The organism is Fictibacillus sp. KU28468, assembly GCF_026153615.1.
In the GTDB taxonomy this organism is placed as follows: domain Bacteria; phylum Bacillota; class Bacilli; order Bacillales; family Fictibacillaceae; genus Fictibacillus_C; species Fictibacillus_C marinisediminis.
In genome coordinates this window covers 2,903,294-2,921,147 of sequence record NZ_CP110666.1, presented here as the reverse complement: position 1 = coordinate 2,921,147, position 17,854 = coordinate 2,903,294, and the positions used below count along the sequence as shown (strand labels likewise).

At 42.0% G+C, this 17,854-nt stretch carries 25 protein-coding genes; 19 read left to right on the top strand and 6 right to left on the bottom strand.

Annotation, left to right across the window (positions count from 1 at the left end):
* The first annotated feature begins 9 nt into the window (after positions 1–9).
* From OKX00_RS15130 to OKX00_RS15105, 6 genes are all read left to right on the top strand, one after another.
* Positions 10–1,047 carry a ribonucleotide-diphosphate reductase subunit beta gene (locus tag OKX00_RS15130; protein ID WP_265407885.1) on the top strand — a complete coding sequence of 346 codons (1,038 nt, stop codon included), beginning with the start codon at positions 10–12 and terminating at the stop codon, positions 1,045–1,047.
* A gap of 175 nt (positions 1,048–1,222) precedes the next feature.
* Entirely contained in the window at positions 1,223–1,621 is a 399-nt protein-coding gene (gene crcB / locus OKX00_RS15125) for a fluoride efflux transporter CrcB (protein ID WP_265407884.1), read from the top strand.
* Positions 1,618–1,974 carry a fluoride efflux transporter CrcB gene (gene crcB / locus OKX00_RS15120; protein WP_265407883.1) on the top strand — a complete coding sequence of 119 codons (357 nt, stop codon included), beginning with the start codon at positions 1,618–1,620 and terminating at the stop codon, positions 1,972–1,974. The genes crcB (OKX00_RS15125) and crcB (OKX00_RS15120) overlap by 4 nt, the downstream gene beginning before the upstream one ends.
* Positions 1,975–2,059: 85 nt before the next feature.
* Positions 2,060–2,650: an undecaprenyl phosphate transporter UptA gene (locus tag OKX00_RS15115; protein WP_053354865.1), complete on the top strand. Its 591-nt coding sequence runs from the start codon at positions 2,060–2,062 to the stop codon at positions 2,648–2,650.
* Between the two features lie 46 nt (positions 2,651–2,696).
* Positions 2,697–2,924, top strand: a complete 228-nt coding sequence (locus OKX00_RS15110; RefSeq protein WP_265407882.1) for a hypothetical protein — start codon at positions 2,697–2,699, stop codon at positions 2,922–2,924.
* Positions 2,925–3,010: 86 nt separating this feature from the next.
* Positions 3,011–4,081: an NAD(P)H-dependent flavin oxidoreductase gene (locus tag OKX00_RS15105; protein WP_265407881.1), complete on the top strand. Its 1,071-nt coding sequence runs from the start codon at positions 3,011–3,013 to the stop codon at positions 4,079–4,081.
* Between the two features lie 40 nt (positions 4,082–4,121).
* Here the strand turns inward: OKX00_RS15105 and OKX00_RS15100 are convergent, their stop codons facing one another.
* Positions 4,122–4,418: a DUF948 domain-containing protein gene (locus OKX00_RS15100; protein WP_265407880.1), complete on the bottom strand. Its 297-nt coding sequence runs from the start codon at positions 4,416–4,418 to the stop codon at positions 4,122–4,124.
* An 83-nt stretch (positions 4,419–4,501) separates the two neighbouring features.
* The gene (locus OKX00_RS15095; protein ID WP_265407879.1) at positions 4,502–4,780 is read right to left on the bottom strand and encodes a hypothetical protein; all 279 of its coding nucleotides are present in this window, start codon (positions 4,778–4,780) and stop codon (positions 4,502–4,504) included.
* Positions 4,781–5,182: 402 nt separating this feature from the next.
* On the opposite strand from OKX00_RS15095, the gene OKX00_RS15090 reads away from it, so the two are divergent.
* The 5 genes from OKX00_RS15090 to OKX00_RS15070 all read left to right on the top strand — a co-directional run bounded on the left by OKX00_RS15090 (position 5,183) and on the right by OKX00_RS15070 (position 8,275).
* Positions 5,183–5,599, top strand: coding sequence for a DnaJ family domain-containing protein (locus tag OKX00_RS15090; RefSeq protein ID WP_265407878.1), 417 nt, complete (start codon positions 5,183–5,185; stop codon positions 5,597–5,599).
* A 144-nt stretch (positions 5,600–5,743) separates the two neighbouring features.
* Positions 5,744–6,628, top strand: a complete 885-nt coding sequence (locus tag OKX00_RS15085) for a permease (RefSeq protein ID WP_062231218.1) — start codon at positions 5,744–5,746, stop codon at positions 6,626–6,628.
* 12 nt (positions 6,629–6,640) lie between these two features.
* Complete coding sequence (locus OKX00_RS15080; protein ID WP_053354854.1) at positions 6,641–7,483, top strand: TIGR03943 family putative permease subunit; 843 nt, start codon at positions 6,641–6,643, stop codon at positions 7,481–7,483.
* A gap of 103 nt (positions 7,484–7,586) precedes the next feature.
* Positions 7,587–7,751 carry a hypothetical protein gene (locus tag OKX00_RS15075; protein WP_265407877.1) on the top strand — a complete coding sequence of 55 codons (165 nt, stop codon included), beginning with the start codon at positions 7,587–7,589 and terminating at the stop codon, positions 7,749–7,751.
* 200 nt (positions 7,752–7,951) lie between these two features.
* Complete coding sequence (locus OKX00_RS15070; protein WP_265407876.1) at positions 7,952–8,275, top strand: hydrolase; 324 nt, start codon at positions 7,952–7,954, stop codon at positions 8,273–8,275.
* A gap of 52 nt (positions 8,276–8,327) precedes the next feature.
* On the opposite strand, the gene OKX00_RS15065 is transcribed toward OKX00_RS15070, so the two are convergent.
* Both OKX00_RS15065 and OKX00_RS15060 read right to left on the bottom strand, forming a co-directional pair.
* The gene (locus OKX00_RS15065) at positions 8,328–8,555 is read right to left on the bottom strand and encodes a hypothetical protein (RefSeq protein WP_091006413.1); all 228 of its coding nucleotides are present in this window, start codon (positions 8,553–8,555) and stop codon (positions 8,328–8,330) included.
* Positions 8,556–8,642: 87 nt separating this feature from the next.
* Complete coding sequence (locus OKX00_RS15060; protein WP_265410557.1) at positions 8,643–9,275, bottom strand: deoxynucleoside kinase; 633 nt, start codon at positions 9,273–9,275, stop codon at positions 8,643–8,645.
* A 205-nt stretch (positions 9,276–9,480) separates the two neighbouring features.
* On the opposite strand from OKX00_RS15060, the gene OKX00_RS15055 reads away from it, so the two are divergent.
* From OKX00_RS15055 to OKX00_RS15020, 8 genes are all read left to right on the top strand, one after another.
* Positions 9,481–10,104: a DsbA family oxidoreductase gene (locus OKX00_RS15055; protein WP_265407875.1), complete on the top strand. Its 624-nt coding sequence runs from the start codon at positions 9,481–9,483 to the stop codon at positions 10,102–10,104.
* Positions 10,105–10,688: 584 nt separating this feature from the next.
* A complete protein-coding gene (locus tag OKX00_RS15050) occupies positions 10,689–11,927 on the top strand; it encodes an MDR family MFS transporter (RefSeq protein ID WP_265407874.1) in 1,239 nt (412 codons plus the stop codon).
* A 41-nt stretch (positions 11,928–11,968) separates the two neighbouring features.
* Complete coding sequence (locus OKX00_RS15045; RefSeq protein WP_265407873.1) at positions 11,969–13,087, top strand: DUF2268 domain-containing putative Zn-dependent protease; 1,119 nt, start codon at positions 11,969–11,971, stop codon at positions 13,085–13,087.
* Between the two features lie 562 nt (positions 13,088–13,649).
* Positions 13,650–14,066 (top strand): hypothetical protein, encoded by a 417-nt coding sequence (locus tag OKX00_RS15040; protein WP_053354847.1) that lies wholly within the window; start codon positions 13,650–13,652, stop codon positions 14,064–14,066.
* Positions 14,067–14,232: 166 nt separating this feature from the next.
* Complete coding sequence (locus OKX00_RS15035) at positions 14,233–15,132, top strand: hypothetical protein (protein WP_265407872.1); 900 nt, start codon at positions 14,233–14,235, stop codon at positions 15,130–15,132.
* Positions 15,133–15,394: 262 nt separating this feature from the next.
* The gene (locus OKX00_RS15030) at positions 15,395–15,535 is read left to right on the top strand and encodes a hypothetical protein (protein ID WP_265407871.1); all 141 of its coding nucleotides are present in this window, start codon (positions 15,395–15,397) and stop codon (positions 15,533–15,535) included.
* A gap of 77 nt (positions 15,536–15,612) precedes the next feature.
* The gene (locus OKX00_RS15025; RefSeq protein ID WP_156418809.1) at positions 15,613–15,780 is read left to right on the top strand and encodes a hypothetical protein; all 168 of its coding nucleotides are present in this window, start codon (positions 15,613–15,615) and stop codon (positions 15,778–15,780) included.
* Positions 15,781–15,866: 86 nt separating this feature from the next.
* A complete protein-coding gene (locus OKX00_RS15020; RefSeq protein WP_265407870.1) occupies positions 15,867–17,120 on the top strand; it encodes an ATP-binding protein in 1,254 nt (417 codons plus the stop codon).
* A 40-nt stretch (positions 17,121–17,160) separates the two neighbouring features.
* Here the strand turns inward: OKX00_RS15020 and cspD are convergent, their stop codons facing one another.
* Positions 17,161–17,361 (bottom strand): cold-shock protein CspD, encoded by a 201-nt coding sequence (gene cspD, locus OKX00_RS15015; RefSeq protein ID WP_053354844.1) that lies wholly within the window; start codon positions 17,359–17,361, stop codon positions 17,161–17,163.
* Between the two features lie 166 nt (positions 17,362–17,527).
* Positions 17,528–17,833: a late competence development ComFB family protein gene (locus OKX00_RS15010; RefSeq protein ID WP_053354843.1), complete on the bottom strand. Its 306-nt coding sequence runs from the start codon at positions 17,831–17,833 to the stop codon at positions 17,528–17,530.
* Positions 17,834–17,854 lie beyond the last annotated feature (21 nt).

Sequence of the window (17,854 nt, the reverse complement as noted above, 5' to 3'; positions counted from 1 at the left end):
ATTTTATTAATGAAAACACTGACAGAACGGAAACTATATGATGTAGAAGCGCCGAATGCTTCTACTGGTCTAATTAACGGACAGAGCTCCAATGTCTTAAATTGGGATGACGTTCGGTACAGCTGGGCATATCCCCTCTATAAAAATATGCTCGCGAATTTTTGGACTCCCTTTGAGATCAATATGTCCGGCGACGTGAAACAATATCCGAATCTATCAAACGAGGAAAAAGATACCTTTAATAAGATCATTGGACTGTTGGCTTTTCTGGACAGCATTCAGACGGATTACTCTTCAAGAGTGGCGGCGTACTTGACCGATTCCAGCCTGTCGGCATTAATGACGGTTTTATCCTTTCAGGAGGTAGTGCATAACCAGTCCTATTCGTATGTGTTATCGAGCCTGGTGAACAAGCAAAAACAAGATGAGATTTTTGAATACTGGAAACATGATCCTGTCTTGAGGGAACGGAACGATTTTATTGCAAACGGCTATCTGAAATTTACAGAAGAGCCATCACCAAAAACGTTTATGGAATCGATCGTCTATGACATTGTACTTGAAGGATTAAACTTCTATTCTGGTTTTGCTTTCTTTTATAATCTTGCCCGAAACCAGAAAATGGTCGCCTCCAGTACGATGATCAATTATATCAACCGGGATGAGCAGCTGCACGTCAGGCTCTTCTGCCAAATTTTCAAAGAACTGCTGAATGAAGTTCCGGAATTAAATTCTGAAGAGACGGTCCAGTTTGTTCAGGGGACATTCAAAAAGGCGGCTGAACTGGAAATACAATGGGGACGGTACATCATCGGGGACCGTTTTCCTGGGTTGAGAATGGATGAACTTGAAGCCTATATTAAATTCATGGCCAATAAGCGGGTCAATGAGCTGGGAATACAGCGTCCTTTTGATGGGTTTAGAGAGAATCCAATGAAATGGATCAAAGCGTATGAAGATATCAATCAGGGTAAGAGTGATTTTTTTGAACAGAAGTCAAGACAATATACAAAAGTCTCAGATGCCAATGGTTTTGACGATTTGTAAATTTTAACGCAAATTGTGCTAATGGAATTAAACATGATAATATGATGTTGGAGATGAAAGCAGCTCCTGCCGCGATTGCGGCAGGAGTCTGTTTTGTTGCATAGAAGTAATGTCTAGCTCCAGCGCCCAGGTCCTCGAGGCCGCTTGCGCTTTTCTTATAGAAAGGATGACGGATATGCTGCTTTACGTACTTGTGGGACTGGCAGGAATAGCCGGATCCCTTCTACGGTACGGCCTTGGGCTCGGTATCGCACTTGTTTGGGAAGGGAGCTATCCGCTGGCTACCTTCTTAACCAACATGGCAGGCTCATTTGCTCTCGGATATCTTACGTTTCGAATCGGCCGAAATCCCAGGGTTCACCCCTATTTTATGACGGTGCTCGGAACAGGATTGATAGGGTCGTTTACGACATTTTCTACTTTTACTGTGGAAAATATTCAGTTGCTTCAGACGGGACGCACAGCAACAGCTTTCCTATATATCATCCTAAGTTTAATAGGCGGGCTAGTCATGTCATGGCTAGGTTTCCTTCTTGGATCACTGACACGAGGCAAGGAGGAACAGCGAATATGATGCAAGTGATGCTTGTAGCAGCGGGCGGGTTCTTTGGAGCCATTTTCAGATTTGGTATTGGACAATTCATAAAAAGGATAACAGACTCCCCTTTTCCAATCGCTACCTTGCTTGTTAATATTACCGGTTCATTTCTACTCGGTATGCTTACAGGAATGCACGCGGGAGATTCTATCAGACTGTTTTTTGGCATAGGATTTATGGGGGCGTTCACTACGTTTTCTACTTTAAAACTGGAGAACATTCAATTCTATAGAAAAAGGCAGTGGAAGTATTTAATTACTTATATGGCAATCAGTTATGCGGGAGGACTTCTGGCGGCATTTATCGGTTTTATGATAAACTTCAAATGACTTAGCGGTTAGCCGGAGTCACCTGGCTGGCTAAAAGATGTACAAGGTTCAGGGACATAACTTTAATAGAGAGTAGGTATATAAATTGAAAGAAATGATATTATCACTTTTGGAATGGATTGTAGGGCTTGGACATTTAGGCATTGCTCTTGGTCTTATGATAGAAGTCATTCCCAGTGAACTTGTTTTATCTTACGCAGGCTATATGATCTCACAAGGACATTTGACCTTTGCAGGCTCTGTAATTGCCGGAACGATTGGCGGAACCATTGCCCAGCTATTTCTATATTGGATGGGGTATTATGGAGGACGGCCGTTTTTGGAGAAGTACGGTAAATATATCCTGATCAGCCACAAACAAATTGATCTATCAGAAAGTTGGTTTCAAAAATACGGGACTGGCATGATCTTTTTTGCCCGTTTTATCCCTGTTGTTCGCCATGCCATCTCCATTCCAGCGGGTATCGCGAAGATGCGTTTCTCCACATTTACACTGTATACGTTGATTGCCATCATTCCTTGGTCGATCTTGTTTATCTACCTTGGAACCACGCTGGGCAGTAACTGGGAAGATATTAAAACCATTGCGGCGCCTTATACAAGAGGAATAATGATAGCTGCCATATTGCTGTTGTTTATCGTTGTTTTGCTCAAAGTGAAAAAAGGAAAAAAATAGCTTTTGTTTTGACAGGAGAAGGCCTCTGAATAGGGGTCTTTTTCTTTTGTCCTGTTCATACACTAACGAAAAAGAGCAGGCAGGTGAAATCATGGATGAACCTCAGCGAAATAAAAAAATCAATGAACTGCTGCTGAAAATAAATGGGGATCCGGAAAAAGAAGAAGTCGCTGGATATGTTGCCCGTGCGATGAGAGAATGCGGTTATAGCAATGAAAACATACATCAGGTCATCAAAAACGTTTATCGTCAGTTTGAACAAATTAAAATGTAAACACGCGGACAGCCGGCGTGTTTTTTTGTTACACTCTATTTGGAAGTGTGTTACTCGAAACCAAAACGAAGGAGAGAGGTGCTGAAATGAAGCAATCCATTCTATCACTTTTCGACATTCAATATCCCATCGTACAAGCAGGAATGGCCGGCGGGCCAGCGACTCCGGAGCTGGCTGCGGCTGTTTCCAATGCCGGAGGATTAGGAACTCTGGGTGCAGGATACATGAAACCTGCAGATCTACAAGCAGCAATTAAAACAATCAGGGAAACAACGGATAAGCCTTATGCTGTAAATCTATTCCTCCCTGAAGAATTCATAGAGGACAGAGTGCAGACAGAAAAGATGCAGGCGCTGCTCGCACCTTTCCGCTCTTCACTTGGTATTATGGACAAGGCGACGGGTAAAAAAGAACATCAGTCCACCTTTCAAGAACAGCTTCAATGTGTCCTTGATGCTCAAGTTCCGATCGTGAGTTTTACATTTAACGCCCCCTCAGATGAACTTGTGGATCTTTTGAAAGGGTACGGGGTAAGGATTATGGCTACTGCAACATCAGTGAAGGAAGCTCAAAAGCTGGAGGCACTTGGGATTGACGCCATTTCGGCACAAGGCAGTGAAGCTGGCGGCCACCGGGGAACGTTTATAGGTGAAGCAGAAGATGCATTGATCGGGACGATGGCACTCATTCCGCTGCTCACAGATGCGGTTTCTGTGCCAGTCATAGCAGCCGGAGGAATTATGGATGGACGGGGAATCGCTGCCGCTATGGCACTCGGGGCGAGTGGAGTACAGCTCGGTACGGCATTTTTAGCTTCAGCTGAAAGCGGTGCCCATCCTTTGCATAAAGACGCCGTTCTTCATGCAAAGGAAACGGATCTGCGGCTGACGAAGGCCTTCTCTGGAAAGATGGCCAGAGGCATCAACAATGATTTTATGAAGCAGATGGCAGCAGTAGAAGATCTCCCGCCATACCCGATCCTGAACGCAATGACGTCAGAAATCCGCAAGAAAGCGGCAAGTGAAGGTAAAAGAGAGTGGATGTCATTATGGGCAGGGCAAGGTGCTCCTCTTGCAGAAAGCCGTCCTGCCCGTGAAATAATGAATCGTCTGCTGAAGGAATACAACGAAGTCATAAGCCAGATGAAACCGTTCTGACAGCAAAACAGCCGCAGCCCATGACCCGGGCTTGCGGCTGTTATTTTTTAAACTTTCTGAGGAGTTCTGCTGTTGTATTCTTCAATTCTGTAGCAGAATCTCCAACACTTTTAATGCTTTGTTTTTTATTATACATATCATATTTTAAGTACTCTGTTTTCTCGTTCAGAAGTGCAGTCTGATTGGTTACATCGTTCATTTCCGCCTGCATGAGCTGCGTCGTCCGGTTTAAGTTCTCCATCGTCTGGCGGCTCGATTTCATCAGTTTAACAGCATAGAATCCAAGGAAAACCAATGCAGCAACGACGACAGCAATACTGATATAAATAATGGCCATGTTCTTCCTCCCTATGTTCTCTATAATCAAGTGATACCCAATATTATTATCATACAAACAAAAGCCGCCTGATATTCAATGGATCAGTCGGCTTCATTCATCGGGCACGTTTTGAAGCATGTGCCTCCATCTGTTTTGTAATATAGGCAGCATGTCTGCCTTTTTTTCATCTCCTGTTCCTCATACTTCTTTGACGATTTCAGAAAAGGATTGGAGGAGGCTCCGAAATAAAAACCTTCCGCTTGCTGTACGATAAAACGATAACCTTCCTCCAGCTGCTTTTTTAGAGGTGCAGGGTGGGCTTCTGATTGCCATGCGTTATAAAGCCAGGCAATATAGATGAGCGCGTTCTCCCAGAGCATGGCTCTTGAAGCTTTCGTATAACTGGCCAGATGGAATCAACACTTCTTTCGGCAAATTGGAGCATGTTGGTCGCGTCATTCAAGTCCGCAATGATTTTAATGCGGGCTTTTCTTTATGTAGAAATGGAAGTATATATGTTGGCTTTCCAGGTTTACGTGCGAGTTTTGTGGATTTACGGTTCACTTTTCCAGGTTTACGTGCGAGTTTTCGCGGTTTACGTGCCAAACACAGCACGTTACATGCCAGACAACGCATCAGCCTCACTGACGTCTCATCAGATAGGCAGTCCAGGCGCTTGCGCTTTTCAATAAAATGTCACAATTTTCCTTAAGAAAGGATGTTAATTAGCGTATCATGAAGATATAGATACATCCTAAAATGGCAAGGGAGGTATAAATGGTATGAAGGAAAACGAGCTGGAAAAGGAACTTCAGAAGAAAGAAATTCTTATGAAGGATGAAGACACAGGCTGGTATTACGAAGACCATCTAACTGCCATTGTAAAACGTGCCGAAAAAGAAGGAGCCTTTGATAACCTTAAGGGAAAGGGCAAGCCGTTAGTTTTTGAGGATAATGATCTTACGTACAATCCGGAAAAACAGCTGAATAAAATCTTGAAGGAAAACAACATTCTGCCTAACTGGGTCAAGCTTGGAAAAGAGATTGAACAGTTGAAGAAAGAAGTTAAAACCTATACCGTGGAATATAACATCAAAAGAACAGTGGAAGAAATTAATAAAAAAGTTACAGCTTTTAATTCATCATGCCCGCCTTCTGTACAAAAACGCAAGGTTACGGTGGAAGAATTTTTACAATGAGGAAAGCGATATCACGTCATGAACTGCCGGTTATGAGATAACCGGCAGTCTTTTTTGAATATTTTTATAAAAAGATAAAAATAGACGGCTGCTTTATTTTGTCTTATAGTTTACTGCAGAAGGAAAACATCCAGGAGGCAATCTATGCTCTTTTTATCACTGCCGCAATCGTTTTTGCAGATGAATACGATATTTATTTCGATTTTAATTGAGGCACTGCCCTTTGTAGTTCTCGGTGTTTTTATGGCGGGAATCATACAAATCTTTGTTTCGGAGGAATTGGTGGCAAAGGTTATGCCAAAAAATCCAATTCTTGCAGTTTTGTTCGCCTCGTTTTTAGGCGCCCTTTTCCCAGCATGTGAATGCGGGATCGTACCGATTGTCAGGAGATTGGTCTCCAAGGGAGTACCTATCTATGCGGGTATTGCCTTTATGCTGACAGGACCCATTATCAATCCGGTCGTCCTTTTTTCAACCTATGTCGCCTTTGGAAGCAACTGGACCATGCCTTTATACCGTGCTGGCGGCGCTGTTGCTGTTTCAGTGGTGGTAGGTCTGATTCTTGCTTTCTTTTATAAAGGGGACGGTTTGAAGATTCGGATCGAACATCATCATTCTCTTAAAAAGCTTACGGTTAAACAAAAAATCGGGGAAACCCTGAATCATGCTGTTGAAGAATTCTTTTCGATGGGTAAATACTTAGTAATCGGCTCACTTATTGCAGCGGCTGTTCAAACGTATGTAAAGACATCCACATTGCTTGCCATCGGTCAGGGACAAGCTTCATCTTCTCTCGTTATGATGGGACTTGCCTTTGTCTTATCCCTTTGTTCGGAAGCAGATGCATTTATTGCGTCCTCATTCAGAAGTACGTTTTCCACAGGCTCCATAGTGGCGTTTCTTGTATTCGGGCCGATGCTTGACATGAAGAATCTCTTGATGATGCTCGGGACATTTAAGACAAAACTGGTTCTGATCGTCGTTGCATCACTGTCTGTAGTTGTATTTTTATATTCATTGCTGTTCTAAGGAGGTGGCACTATGATTCGAGGATATCTATTGATGGGATTTACATTTTTGATCATGCAGCTTCATGCATCTGGCAACATCAGCAAGTACATTAATATGAAATACTCGTACCTGTCATTCAGTGTCATGTTTGCTTTAGCGCTCCTGACCATTGTACAGTTTCGCAATGCCGTAAAGAATGATGAGAAAGATGCCAGCTGCGATTGCTGCGATCACAGCCACTCTGTTGAAGATACATGGTATAAAAAGCTGTTCGTTTATTCGATTTTTGCATTTCCGGTGATTACGGGAATCTTCCTTCCTGTCGCTACGATGGATTCCAATATTGTTAAAGCGAAGGGGTTTCACTTTCCTGTAAATCAGGAATCCAAAGGCGATCCGTATGCTCAGAATCAATTTTTGCGGCCGGATACAAGCGTATATTATGGCAAGGATGCCTATGATAAATTGATGAGAAAAGAGAAAAAGAAGTACTCTAAATACGAAACACTTGCCTTAAATGATACAAATTATCTAAAGGGCATGGAAACCATCTATAATTATCCAGGTGATTTTGATGACAAGAGTATTTCGTTTAAGGGATTTGTTTATAATGATCCAGATACGAAAAAAAATCAGCTTTTCGTTTTTCGATTTGGAATTATCCACTGTGTAGCAGACTCCGGAGTATTCGGCATGATGGTTGAGATGCCCAATGGTGTAAAGCTGAAAAATGATGAATGGATTACAGTTAAAGGCAAGATCTCGGAGATTTATTATCAGCCTTTTAAAACCAATATCCCTTATGTCAAAGTGGACTCCTGGTCAAAAACAACTGCACCGAAAGAACAATATGTTTACCGGGGCAATAATTAATCGTAAGAAAGCGGGGCTGTCCAAGAAGTCTGTAAGCTGTTGATTTCCGTTCCAGGCTGCTCGCTTTTTACCGGCGCGAGCTCCTACTTTTGCGGGGCGTGCGGTGAGCCTTACCGGCGTGAACGCCTACTTTTTGGTGCAAGCACCGGCGGGAGTCTCACCTGTGACGCTAGTCCCGCAGGACAAGGAAGGCTCCGGCAGCTTTTTATCGCCCGAAGAAAATGTGAAGTTCATTTTCGAGGGGTCTCGCATCTTCCACTTCAATTAACTTTTCATTGAAGATTTTTCAAGCCAAAAAGGGGCTGCCTGAAGGTCAATTTTCGACTTTCTGGACAGCCCCTTTTTTTTCAGCAATCAAGAAGTGATGTCTAGCTCAAGCGCTTGTTGGACTTGACCAAGGCGCTTGCGCTTTTCTTGTATGAATGTTTTTTTCAATATGAAACAAGCTATAAGAAAAGAGCAGGAGTGATGATGTTGGAAAAGCAGCCGTATTACGTCAATGTAGAAACAGGAGAGGTACATAGCGATAAAACAGCTTCCAGTTTTCAATTTGAGATTGAGGCGACAGCTGAGGATGCAAGCCGGCTTACAAAACTGTTCAGAGAGTGTGACGAATCAGCCACAGATACCTTTTTAAGATCTCATGTTCCATACGTTCCTTATCATAATGATGCTGATAACCACCGTTACGATCAGACGTTGAAGGACATATACCAGTTCATACATGATCATGGACAGCCATTGACAAAAGAGCATATCGAGTCGATGGGGATTCTTGGCGAACGCCAATAAAGAAAAAGCTGCTCGTAACGCCAGGTTTAGCGTCAGGGAGCAGCTTTTCTTATCACGAGTACATGAAGAATGCGGCGTAAATGATAATAATTACCGCAATTGAAAAGAAGATAAATGCCAATAGAACTGGATTAAGGACAACGGTATGCCTTGCGATGGCAGCATTAACATTGCCGTCTGCTGCATTTTTGGTCCGTTTGGACTGCAGTACCTTCCATGTCCAGACCAATCCACCGCCGCATAGAATGAGGCCAGCAGCCATGAGAATCCATAGTAACACGTGAGTTCAGCTCCTTGCTTTTGTGGTTGTTTCTAGTCTTTTAAAAGGAGGAGCTGATTATTCATAAGTTACAGAAGGAGGGGCTGGTTAAACGGTCAGGGGTTCAAGAGAATAGAGTTTTTCCTTTACTAAAGTAAGGACTTTCTCCGCATCTTGCTTGTTATGGACATCGTATTTTTTACTTTCGATGATCAAGACAGGCGTTTTCGTATAATTTTGAATCCAGTCTTTATACTTGCCGTGAAGCGTCTTATAATATTCCAGAAGCTCGGGATGGTTCTCTATCTGTTCATAATCCCGGCCGCGGTTTTTGATCCGGTTTAAGGCAGTATCCAAATCACTGTCCAAATAAATAAGGAGATCCGGACGCTGTTTCGGTGAAGAACTGATTTCATTCATTAGCGTTTCCAGCAGATCCACATACGTTTCAAATTCCAGTTTGGTCATATTTCCCGCTTCATAATTCAGTTCCGCGAAGATCAAGTCTTCGTAAAGACTGCGGTCAAGGACATGGTGCTGATCAGACATTGCCTGCCGAATAGTTTTAAACCGTGTATTTAAAAAGTAAATTTGAAGTGGGAAAGCCCACCGTTCAGGATTTACATAATAGTCAGGCAAAATGGGGTTATCGCCTACACTCTCGTAAAAAACCTGGCTTCCGAGAGATTCACTGATCAGTTCAGCGAATGTTGTTTTGCCAGTTCCTATCATTCCAGCCATTAAAATCACTAAATAAGCCCCCTGTATGTATCCATTTCTTGTTATGTATATTGATTGTGTCTATATATGGTGCTGTAAGTGCAAACACCTTCTAAATATATCACTTTTGTGGAAAGCTGAATAGTACATTTCTGGCGGCTGCTTTGCTATTATAAGAGAAAGAGTATGTTTTCATCACTGATTAACTGCAAGGAAGGTGTGTATCATGACCATCAAACTAAAAGTATACTCTGATTATACTTGCCCATACTGCTACTTGGCAGAAACAGCAATCAAGAGAGCAGTTGAAGGCAAGGACCTTAAAGTGGAATGGAAGCCGTTTGAACTGCACCCTTTTCCTTCCAACCGAAAGGCAATTAAAGAATGGAGTGCAGATTGGGAAACTTCTGTATTGCCCCATGCTAGAGAGTTGGGAAGAACAATTAATACTCCCGATCTTCCAGCGTTACCTTATACCGGCTTAGCTCATCTAGGTTTTATATATGCAAAAGAACAAGGCAAAGATCAATTGTATTCACAGCTCGTCTTTTCTGCTTTTTTTGAAAAAGGCAAGGACATTGAAAAGAAAGACGTCTTAGCGGAGATCGCGATGGAAGCGGGACTGGATCGCTTCGGATTCCTAAGTGCTCTTTCATCAGAGGAATTCAAAGAAAAATTAGTACGTGAACAGGGAGAAGCGAAGGAAGACAATATTACGGCTGCTCCCACGATTGTAATCGGAGAGCGTGTGTTAAAGGGGCTGTATCCACAGGCTTCCATTGAAAAAGCGATCAGATGCACGATCAGGGATCAGAAGATGCAATTCTGTGAAGGTGACGAATGCCAATAGAATCATAAACAAAAAAAGAGCCTCACAGGTATGGCCTGTGAGGCTCTTTTTTCATTCTACGATGAAAAAGGGGTTGATAGGGATGAGTACAATATATCAAAGCTTAAAATTGATATAGGGAATGTGTGATTTTTTTGATATGAGTATTAAACTTCACGAAAAAATAGATGTGTTTGTCAATGATGATGATAATTAAAGGTGTGATTGAACCGCTGTCTGAAAAGCAGAAGGGTATAAGAAAACTTTTTCCCATCTGCTTTTCAGGCGCTTTATTTGTTACACAAATCTGCCGGCTCTTATCCTCTCCAGCGTTCACACCCTGCTGTATAAAGAAAAAGATTTGAGGGTCTCTTTCAAGCATCAGTATGCGTTAATTGAATAGAGCCAAAAAATAAAAAAAGCCCTGGTCAGAGGCTTTTTTTACACTTCTATTTAAAAAAGGGGGGGTTACATTCTATTAGACGAATCCACTCTCAAAAAGTTTCAAATAAATTAAAAAAAGATAGGTATAGAATGTAAGTCATGTTAAATTAAATTAAAAAGAGAAAAAGCTTCACAATGTAAAAAGATATGGGGTATGCGCGATGAGCAGAAAAACATTTATGCAGCACTGGCATCCTATTGTAACTACTATTATAATGGGGACTTTTTTCTCCAGAGCAGCTTTTTTTATGACGATGCCATTTTTGGCTATTTTTTTATACAAGGAGAAGGGCATTGATCCTCAGATTGTCGGACTGATCATCGGTATCAGTGCACTGACAGGCACCTTTGGCGGTTTCATTGGCGGTTACTTATCAGATCGTATCGGCAGGTTCCCGGTCATGATTATTGCGATCTTTACTTGGAGCGGTGTTTTCGCGGGTTTTGCGATGGCAGATACTGTTTGGAGTTTTTTTGTGCTGAATTCCATAAACGGTCTGTGCAGATCGTGGTTTGAGCCCATCTCCCGAGCATTGTTGGCTGACGTGACAACAAAAGAAAACCGGTTGAGTGTGTTTAATGCCCGGTATTTTTCCATTAATGCGGGAGCCGCGATCGGGCCAGTGGCAGGTACATATTTAGGCAGTTCAACTTCGATGGCCACCTTTTTTATCACTTCTGCCGTCTATTTTCTTTATGCAGTGATCGTCCTGATGCTAATGAAAAAATATAAAGGAAGTCTTCAGCCGCAGCAGGAGAATAAATTGACCATCAAGAAGGCTGTAAGTGTCATCAGCAGAGACAAAGTTTTGTTGTATTTTCTTCTTGGAAATATAGCAGTCCTGATGGCGCAATCTCAGATGGATTCCACGCTCGCCCAGTATATGGGGAACTCACCCCAATTCCATCATGGAGTGACCTTATTTTCTTATCTAATTGTGACGAATGCTGTGAGTGTTTTAATCCTGCAGTATCCGGTGACGAATTATGTAAAGAGATTTGATCCGATGTTTGCCTTGCGGATAGGAAGCGCTGCTTTCAGTCTGGCCCTGCTTGGTTTCGGATTATCCTCGAACTGGTTATTTCTCGTCCTTTCTATGGTTGTTCTCACTCTTGGGGAGATTATTGTATTTGTAATCAGTGATGTTTTGCTGGACGACTTGGCACCCGATCATATGAGAGGAACATATTTTGGGGCAATGTCCTTCCGCTCTATCGGCTTTAGTGCAGGACCCTGGATCGGCGGCCTTTTGCTGAAAACGTTTGGTTTTAGCCATGGTTTCTATGTATTCGGATGTTTAACGCTCCTTTCCCTTTTGGCCTTGCCTTTCTTTCAGGTAGGACAGAAAGTAAAAAATAAAAACAGGACGGAAAATCAGCACACTTCCAATTTTGTTTGATGAATGGAGCAAATGTATTAAAGTGACAGGAGGTGAATGAGATGGACGTTATCAAAGCAATTCTCTCCTATTTAGGCAAAATTGTAATGATGATCGCCTGCCTGTTCACCCTTTATCTGCGGCTGGACGGCATGATGGGGATACTATTAGCCGTAGTGCTTCTTGCCGTTTGTTTTATTTGGTTTATGCACGGATTTTTGGGGCTGATCAGCGGCTCACCTGATAAACGGAAAATGGTATCTCGAATGGGATTAGCGATTGGAGCAGGTGTGGCAAGTGCTGTTCTTTCTTTGTCCAATTATTCCTTTTACTCTTTTTTGCAAGACGGAAAGATCAATGCCCAAGTAAAAAAGGATTATTATCAGGAAGCATTCCTATACAAGTATGATTATTTGCAGCGGAGTATGAGGTATCTTTCTTCTCTCCAGAACAAAACGGAAAAGAATGTGGATCTCTATTATCCTGCGGAAGATTCAATCTATGCCAAAGAGCTGATCAACCAGAGCCAGGCCACTGAAAAAGCAGTCAGTGCAGTCCTGCACTTAAATCATGTCCCAAAAGTCAGGGTGATTCTCTACCATAATCCTTTAATCATGAAGCAAAATTTACCGCCAAATCATTATGAATCGTTAAATGGGATGTACGTGCCTAAAGAGAGTACCATCCACCTTCTCGTTCCTCCTGCTCAAACTGAACATATGCGGACGATTAAAAAACTGTTTGCCCATGAATATGCCCACCATCTTATTATTGCGTATTTAACGGAGAGAGGCACTGATAATCAAAACGTTCCAAGATGGCTGGAAGAGGGTCTCGCTGAATATATCAGCTATAAAAGCATCGGCCGGGAACCGGTTTTCAGCCCTTTTGAACTGGTTCCATTTGAACAATTGAGTTCGGTCAAAGATTGGGAAAAAGCGAATAAAATCAATTCACCTTATAAACCGTATGAGCAGAGTTACTTTGCTATCGATCAGCTGCTTCATGATTATGGAAAGAAAAGCATCTTAAAGCTGTTATTTACTGGAGATCAGCAAGCTTTTTACCATGTTTTTGAGAAGGAGACGGGAAATACGCTCGCATTCTTTCAATCCAGGTTTCTAAAAGATGAAAATGACATCTATCGGATAAACCGCAAAAAAGTATTTCTGAACCGGTAAAAAGGGGCTGTCCAAGAAGTCTGGAAGCCGTTGATTTCCGTTTCAGGCCGCTCGCTTTCCGTGGGGCGTGCAGTGAGCCTTACCGGCGTGAACGCCTACTTTTTGGCGCAAGGCCTGCGGGAGTCTCACCTGTAGCTAGTCCCGCAGGACAAGGAACGCTGCGGCAGCGGTGCATCGCACGAAGAAAATGTGATTTTCATTTTCGAGGATCTCGCACCTTCCACTATAATCAACTTTTCATTGAAGATTTTTTGCGCGAAAAAGGAGCTGCCTGAAGGTCAATTTTTGACTTTCAGGACAGCCCCTTTATTATGGCGGTTTTTAATTTTTCGAAGTACATAAGGAAGGACTCTTTTTTTCCCTTCTCTGATTAAAAAAGCAACCAGGATTCCTTTTACTCCATTTCTTACACGCGGCATACTATCTCTCCTTTCTCTACCATACCCTGAATTTGGCGGAGCAAACCCAGGCAAATACTTTACTGTTTGTAGCCCGATGCCTATACATACAGGACAGGGGGGCATAGGATGATAGGGTAATACAGAAAGGGAGTTGAGAGAATTTGAACGAAAGGCAATTTCAGTTTCCATCATTTCCGGGTGGACAGGGGGGGCAGCAGTTTCCGTCATTTCCGGGCGGACAGGGAGGCCAGCAGTTTCCGCCATTTCCAGGTGGCCAGCAGCAAGGCCCAGGAAGCCAGCAAGCTGGGATGTATCCCCCAGGACCTCCGCCAACTGCTGTTCCTCAAGCTTCACCAGCATTGCTTTCCGGACAGCCAGGTACCTTTGCAATTGATCCAGGTGCTATAAGGCCTTGTTTATACCGGTATGTCTATATCTGGTTGAACAACGGACAAAGTTTTTGGGCATGGCTTACGTTTGCGGGATTTCGGTCGGTCGCAGGGTTCAGATGGAACGGATTCAGATGGAACTACTTTGGCATTGATTCAAACCGTATCGCATACTTTGTATGTTCCTAACACAGAGGAAGCCGTTTTTCGGCTTCCTTTTGCTATAGAGCGTTCGTATTTTAGCAGGATTAAAGACCGATTCATAACAGCCGATATAGAAAGAGAGGCACATGACAACACAAGAATGATGTAACAAATCTTAAACGGATTCGTCTAACTCTATGAGGTGATAAAATTGAAAAATAAAATATGGATTGCCGGGCTGTGTGCAGGGACTCTTGTTTTCGGAGCTGCCGGCTGCAGTTCTGAAACAACAAAAAAAGATGAAACTGCCCCTTCAGAAATACAAAAAGAAAACAAGAATAATGAACAATCAGACAAACCAGCTGATACAAAAGTGCAAATGATTACCGATGAGGGAATCTATACAAGGAAAATGGATGATCAAACGATTGAAATAAAAACAGCTTCCAACGGGACTCTTCTCCTGCAGCTGACAGATGCATCCAAGGAGGCTATTAAAACAATAAAAACGGGTTCTACCGTTTCCATATCTTTTCAAGCAGAAAATCATCAATACACAGCCGAGACCATTAAATTGATTAAGGCTCCAATAGCTCAACCATCTAAGCCAAAGCCTAGGCCTGAGCAAACCGTTCTTCCGAAAACAAAAACACTTATTGTGAACGTTGAAGGAGAACAAGATAAACGAACTGCCAAATTGGCTGAAAGTGACCAAGGATATTACTTCTACAAATTTGATCATTTTGATTTTACAGCAGAGGAGCCGGGCCGGGACCTATTATACTCTCAGATGGATGAAGAATATTTTGTAAGGATCGAGCCTCTTGACGATGCTGCCAGTTTAGCAGACATTAAATCATTGGGAATAAAAGAGTTAGAAGAGATAGGGAAACCAGATGAGGTAAAGGGATCTGACGTAGACAGCGGAGCGTTCGGCGGGGCGAAACTCGTACTAAAGGCAGCTTCCGATGAACTCATCAAGTATATCATCGTCCAGGAAACAGACGGACATCTAGTGAAATACACCGTTCACTTGCCTGTCCGTGAACCGATTGAAGGAATCGAGCCGTCGTTCTGGTCAATGCTTGGTTCTCTGGCGTTTAAAAAGTAAGATAAAGGAAGAAAGAAAGGGCATGAATCATGCTCTTTTTTTTATTTTTAAAGCTCTGTTACTTTCATTTGTTTCACAAATCAGCCGGCTCATATCATCGCCGGCCATCACCCCTTAATATGATAGAAAATCAACAATATGTTTTAACTAAGCCATTTTAAAAAAAGTACAAGTTTGTTGAAAAGGTGTCCAATGTTTTGTTTTGAGCATATAGTGTTTATTATCATTAAAAAAGTTTCCTTGAGGAAAAAGGAGGAAAAGCATGAACTGGAGCAGCAGGATATCCTTGAAGAAGGTTGAACATTATACCCGTTTTTTGCACCGATTAGGTGTATTTAATGAGGGGGAAAAGAAAGAAATTCTGGATAAAATCCATCAATATAAACAGAGAAAAACGGTTTAATTTCTCTTCCTTAGACAGACACAAACGGAGGGCTGCCGGAATAGTTTGTTAGAAACGGTAGAGAGGGGAAATCCCGTATGCGTCAATGGATGTTTCAATTCTTTCTGGCTCTTCTGGCGATCACCTGTTTTGCTGTCTATTATTTTGTTACGCATGCCAGCTATTATTTCTACATTATTTCTATAGCCAGCAGTATTCTTTTGACATTGCTGAGCTATAGGCAAGTAAATGAAGATTCTGACTGAAGATGCATATTTTGTAAAAAAAATGAAGGGAAATAGGGAATTCTGAAGAATTATCTATATATTACCGGAGAGGGGGCAATACATGAATGATAGAACATTTGATCATTAATTTATTGGTCATCCTCGTTCCGATAATTTGCCTGCAATTTGTTTTATTCGAGAAGAACACCACAGTAAACCGGACTAGAGCATCGTTACTGTTCCAAGTTATTAATGCAGGTGTTGTTCTCGTCTGTATGACATTCCCTGTTTCTTTTTCGGAAGGTGTTTTTTTCGATCTTCGTTACGTCCCGCTGTTCATCAGCTTTCTATATGGAGGAATCGTACCAGGATGCCTGACAGCTGTTCTTTTGATAGGGTATCGGTTGTTCCTGGGAGGCGAGGGTATGATCATTGCAGTCCTCTTCACCCTGGCAGCCGGGCTTATAACGAGCAGTCAGTATCAAACGTATCATCTGCTTCCGATCAAGAAAAAATTAAAGAAAATTACAGCCATTACATTGGGAATTACACTTTCCAAGCTGCTTTTTCTCATGCTTTACTTGACATTATTCCATTCGTTGAGCTGGGATATGAAGAAGGCTATGATTTATGCATTTTATCCTTTACTTCAAACGGCGGCACTTATTGTTGTCATTTCCTTGATTGAAAATATCCGTTATGCACTAAATTTTCGGCTGCAGCAATCTGAAATGCTTCATTCTGTAGGGCAGCTCGCAGCCTCTGTAACCCATGAAGTCCGTAATCCCATGGCTGTTGCGCGCGGCTTTATGCAGATTTTCCAAAAAGAAAAATACATACCTGAAGATAAAAAGATTTTCTTAACGATGATGATTGAAGAAATTGACAGGGCACAAATGATCATCTCTGATTATTTGTCTCTCGTTAAGACCAACTCTTCAAGGATTGAGCGGTTGAATGTTTCCGAATTAATATCCTCGTTAAGAAGTGTCATGTTTCCATATGCTCTGTTAAAGGGTGTAGATCTTGTTCAAAAACCTGGGGATGTTATTCATGTGGTGGGAGATCCCGTAAAAATAAAACAAATTTTGATGAACATTATTAAAAATGGGATTGAAGCAACTCCGGAAGGGGGAACCGTAACGCTATCCGCTTTTATAGAGGACAAAGAAGTGATTATCAATATATCAGATACAGGGATTGGCATGGGAAGGGAACAGTTGAAAATGCTTGGGAATCCATTCTTTTCTACCAAAACAAGCGGGACAGGTTTAGGATTGATGGCAAGTTACCGAATGGCAGCTGAAATGAACGGAAGGATTGAAGCTGCCAGCGAAATCGGTAAAGGGACTCATTTTAAAATTTTTTTTCCAAAATAAAAAGGACTGGCTAACAAGCCAGTCCCTCAATTTAAGTTGATTATCTTTTTACAACGTTGGCAGCCTGTGGTCCACGTGCACCATCAACGATTTCAAATTCAACTTCCTGGCCTTCATCTAATGATTTGAAGCCATCGGATTGAATTGCTGAGAAATGGACAAATACGTCGTCTCCACCTTCAACTTCGATAAAACCAAAACCTTTTTCTGCGTTAAACCATTTTACTTTACCTGTTTGCATTACTATGCCTCCTAAAACTTTGCACGGTGTGCTTTTTTTACCATAGAACCTTTCAAACATTTACTTACAGCACATAAATATGTAATCAAAGTCTAAATGGTTGGAACTACTATATCATAGAAAAATATCATAGGCAAGTTGTTTTGTCAGAAAAATTAAAATACCTTTACTCCTCTGAAGGATGATGATCTTCCGATGGACGGGAAAGAGGGTGAGAAGGTTGTACGGCTACTTTTCCTGTAGCTTTTACGATTTCGTTCAATATGTTTATTCTTGATTGATCATTAAAATTTTGTGCTTTTACGTAAGCATAGCCATTTTCATTGGAAACATATCTCGGGGGAAGCTGATTCAGTGTAATGGCATAAACATCGGTCTTGCATAGATCACATTTACATGGGAGTTCGAGCTGCTTCCAATAATAATTTAACGCTTCTTCAACAAGAATTTCCATCGCGTTTCTGACTTTCATGGCTTTATTTACCCCTTTAAT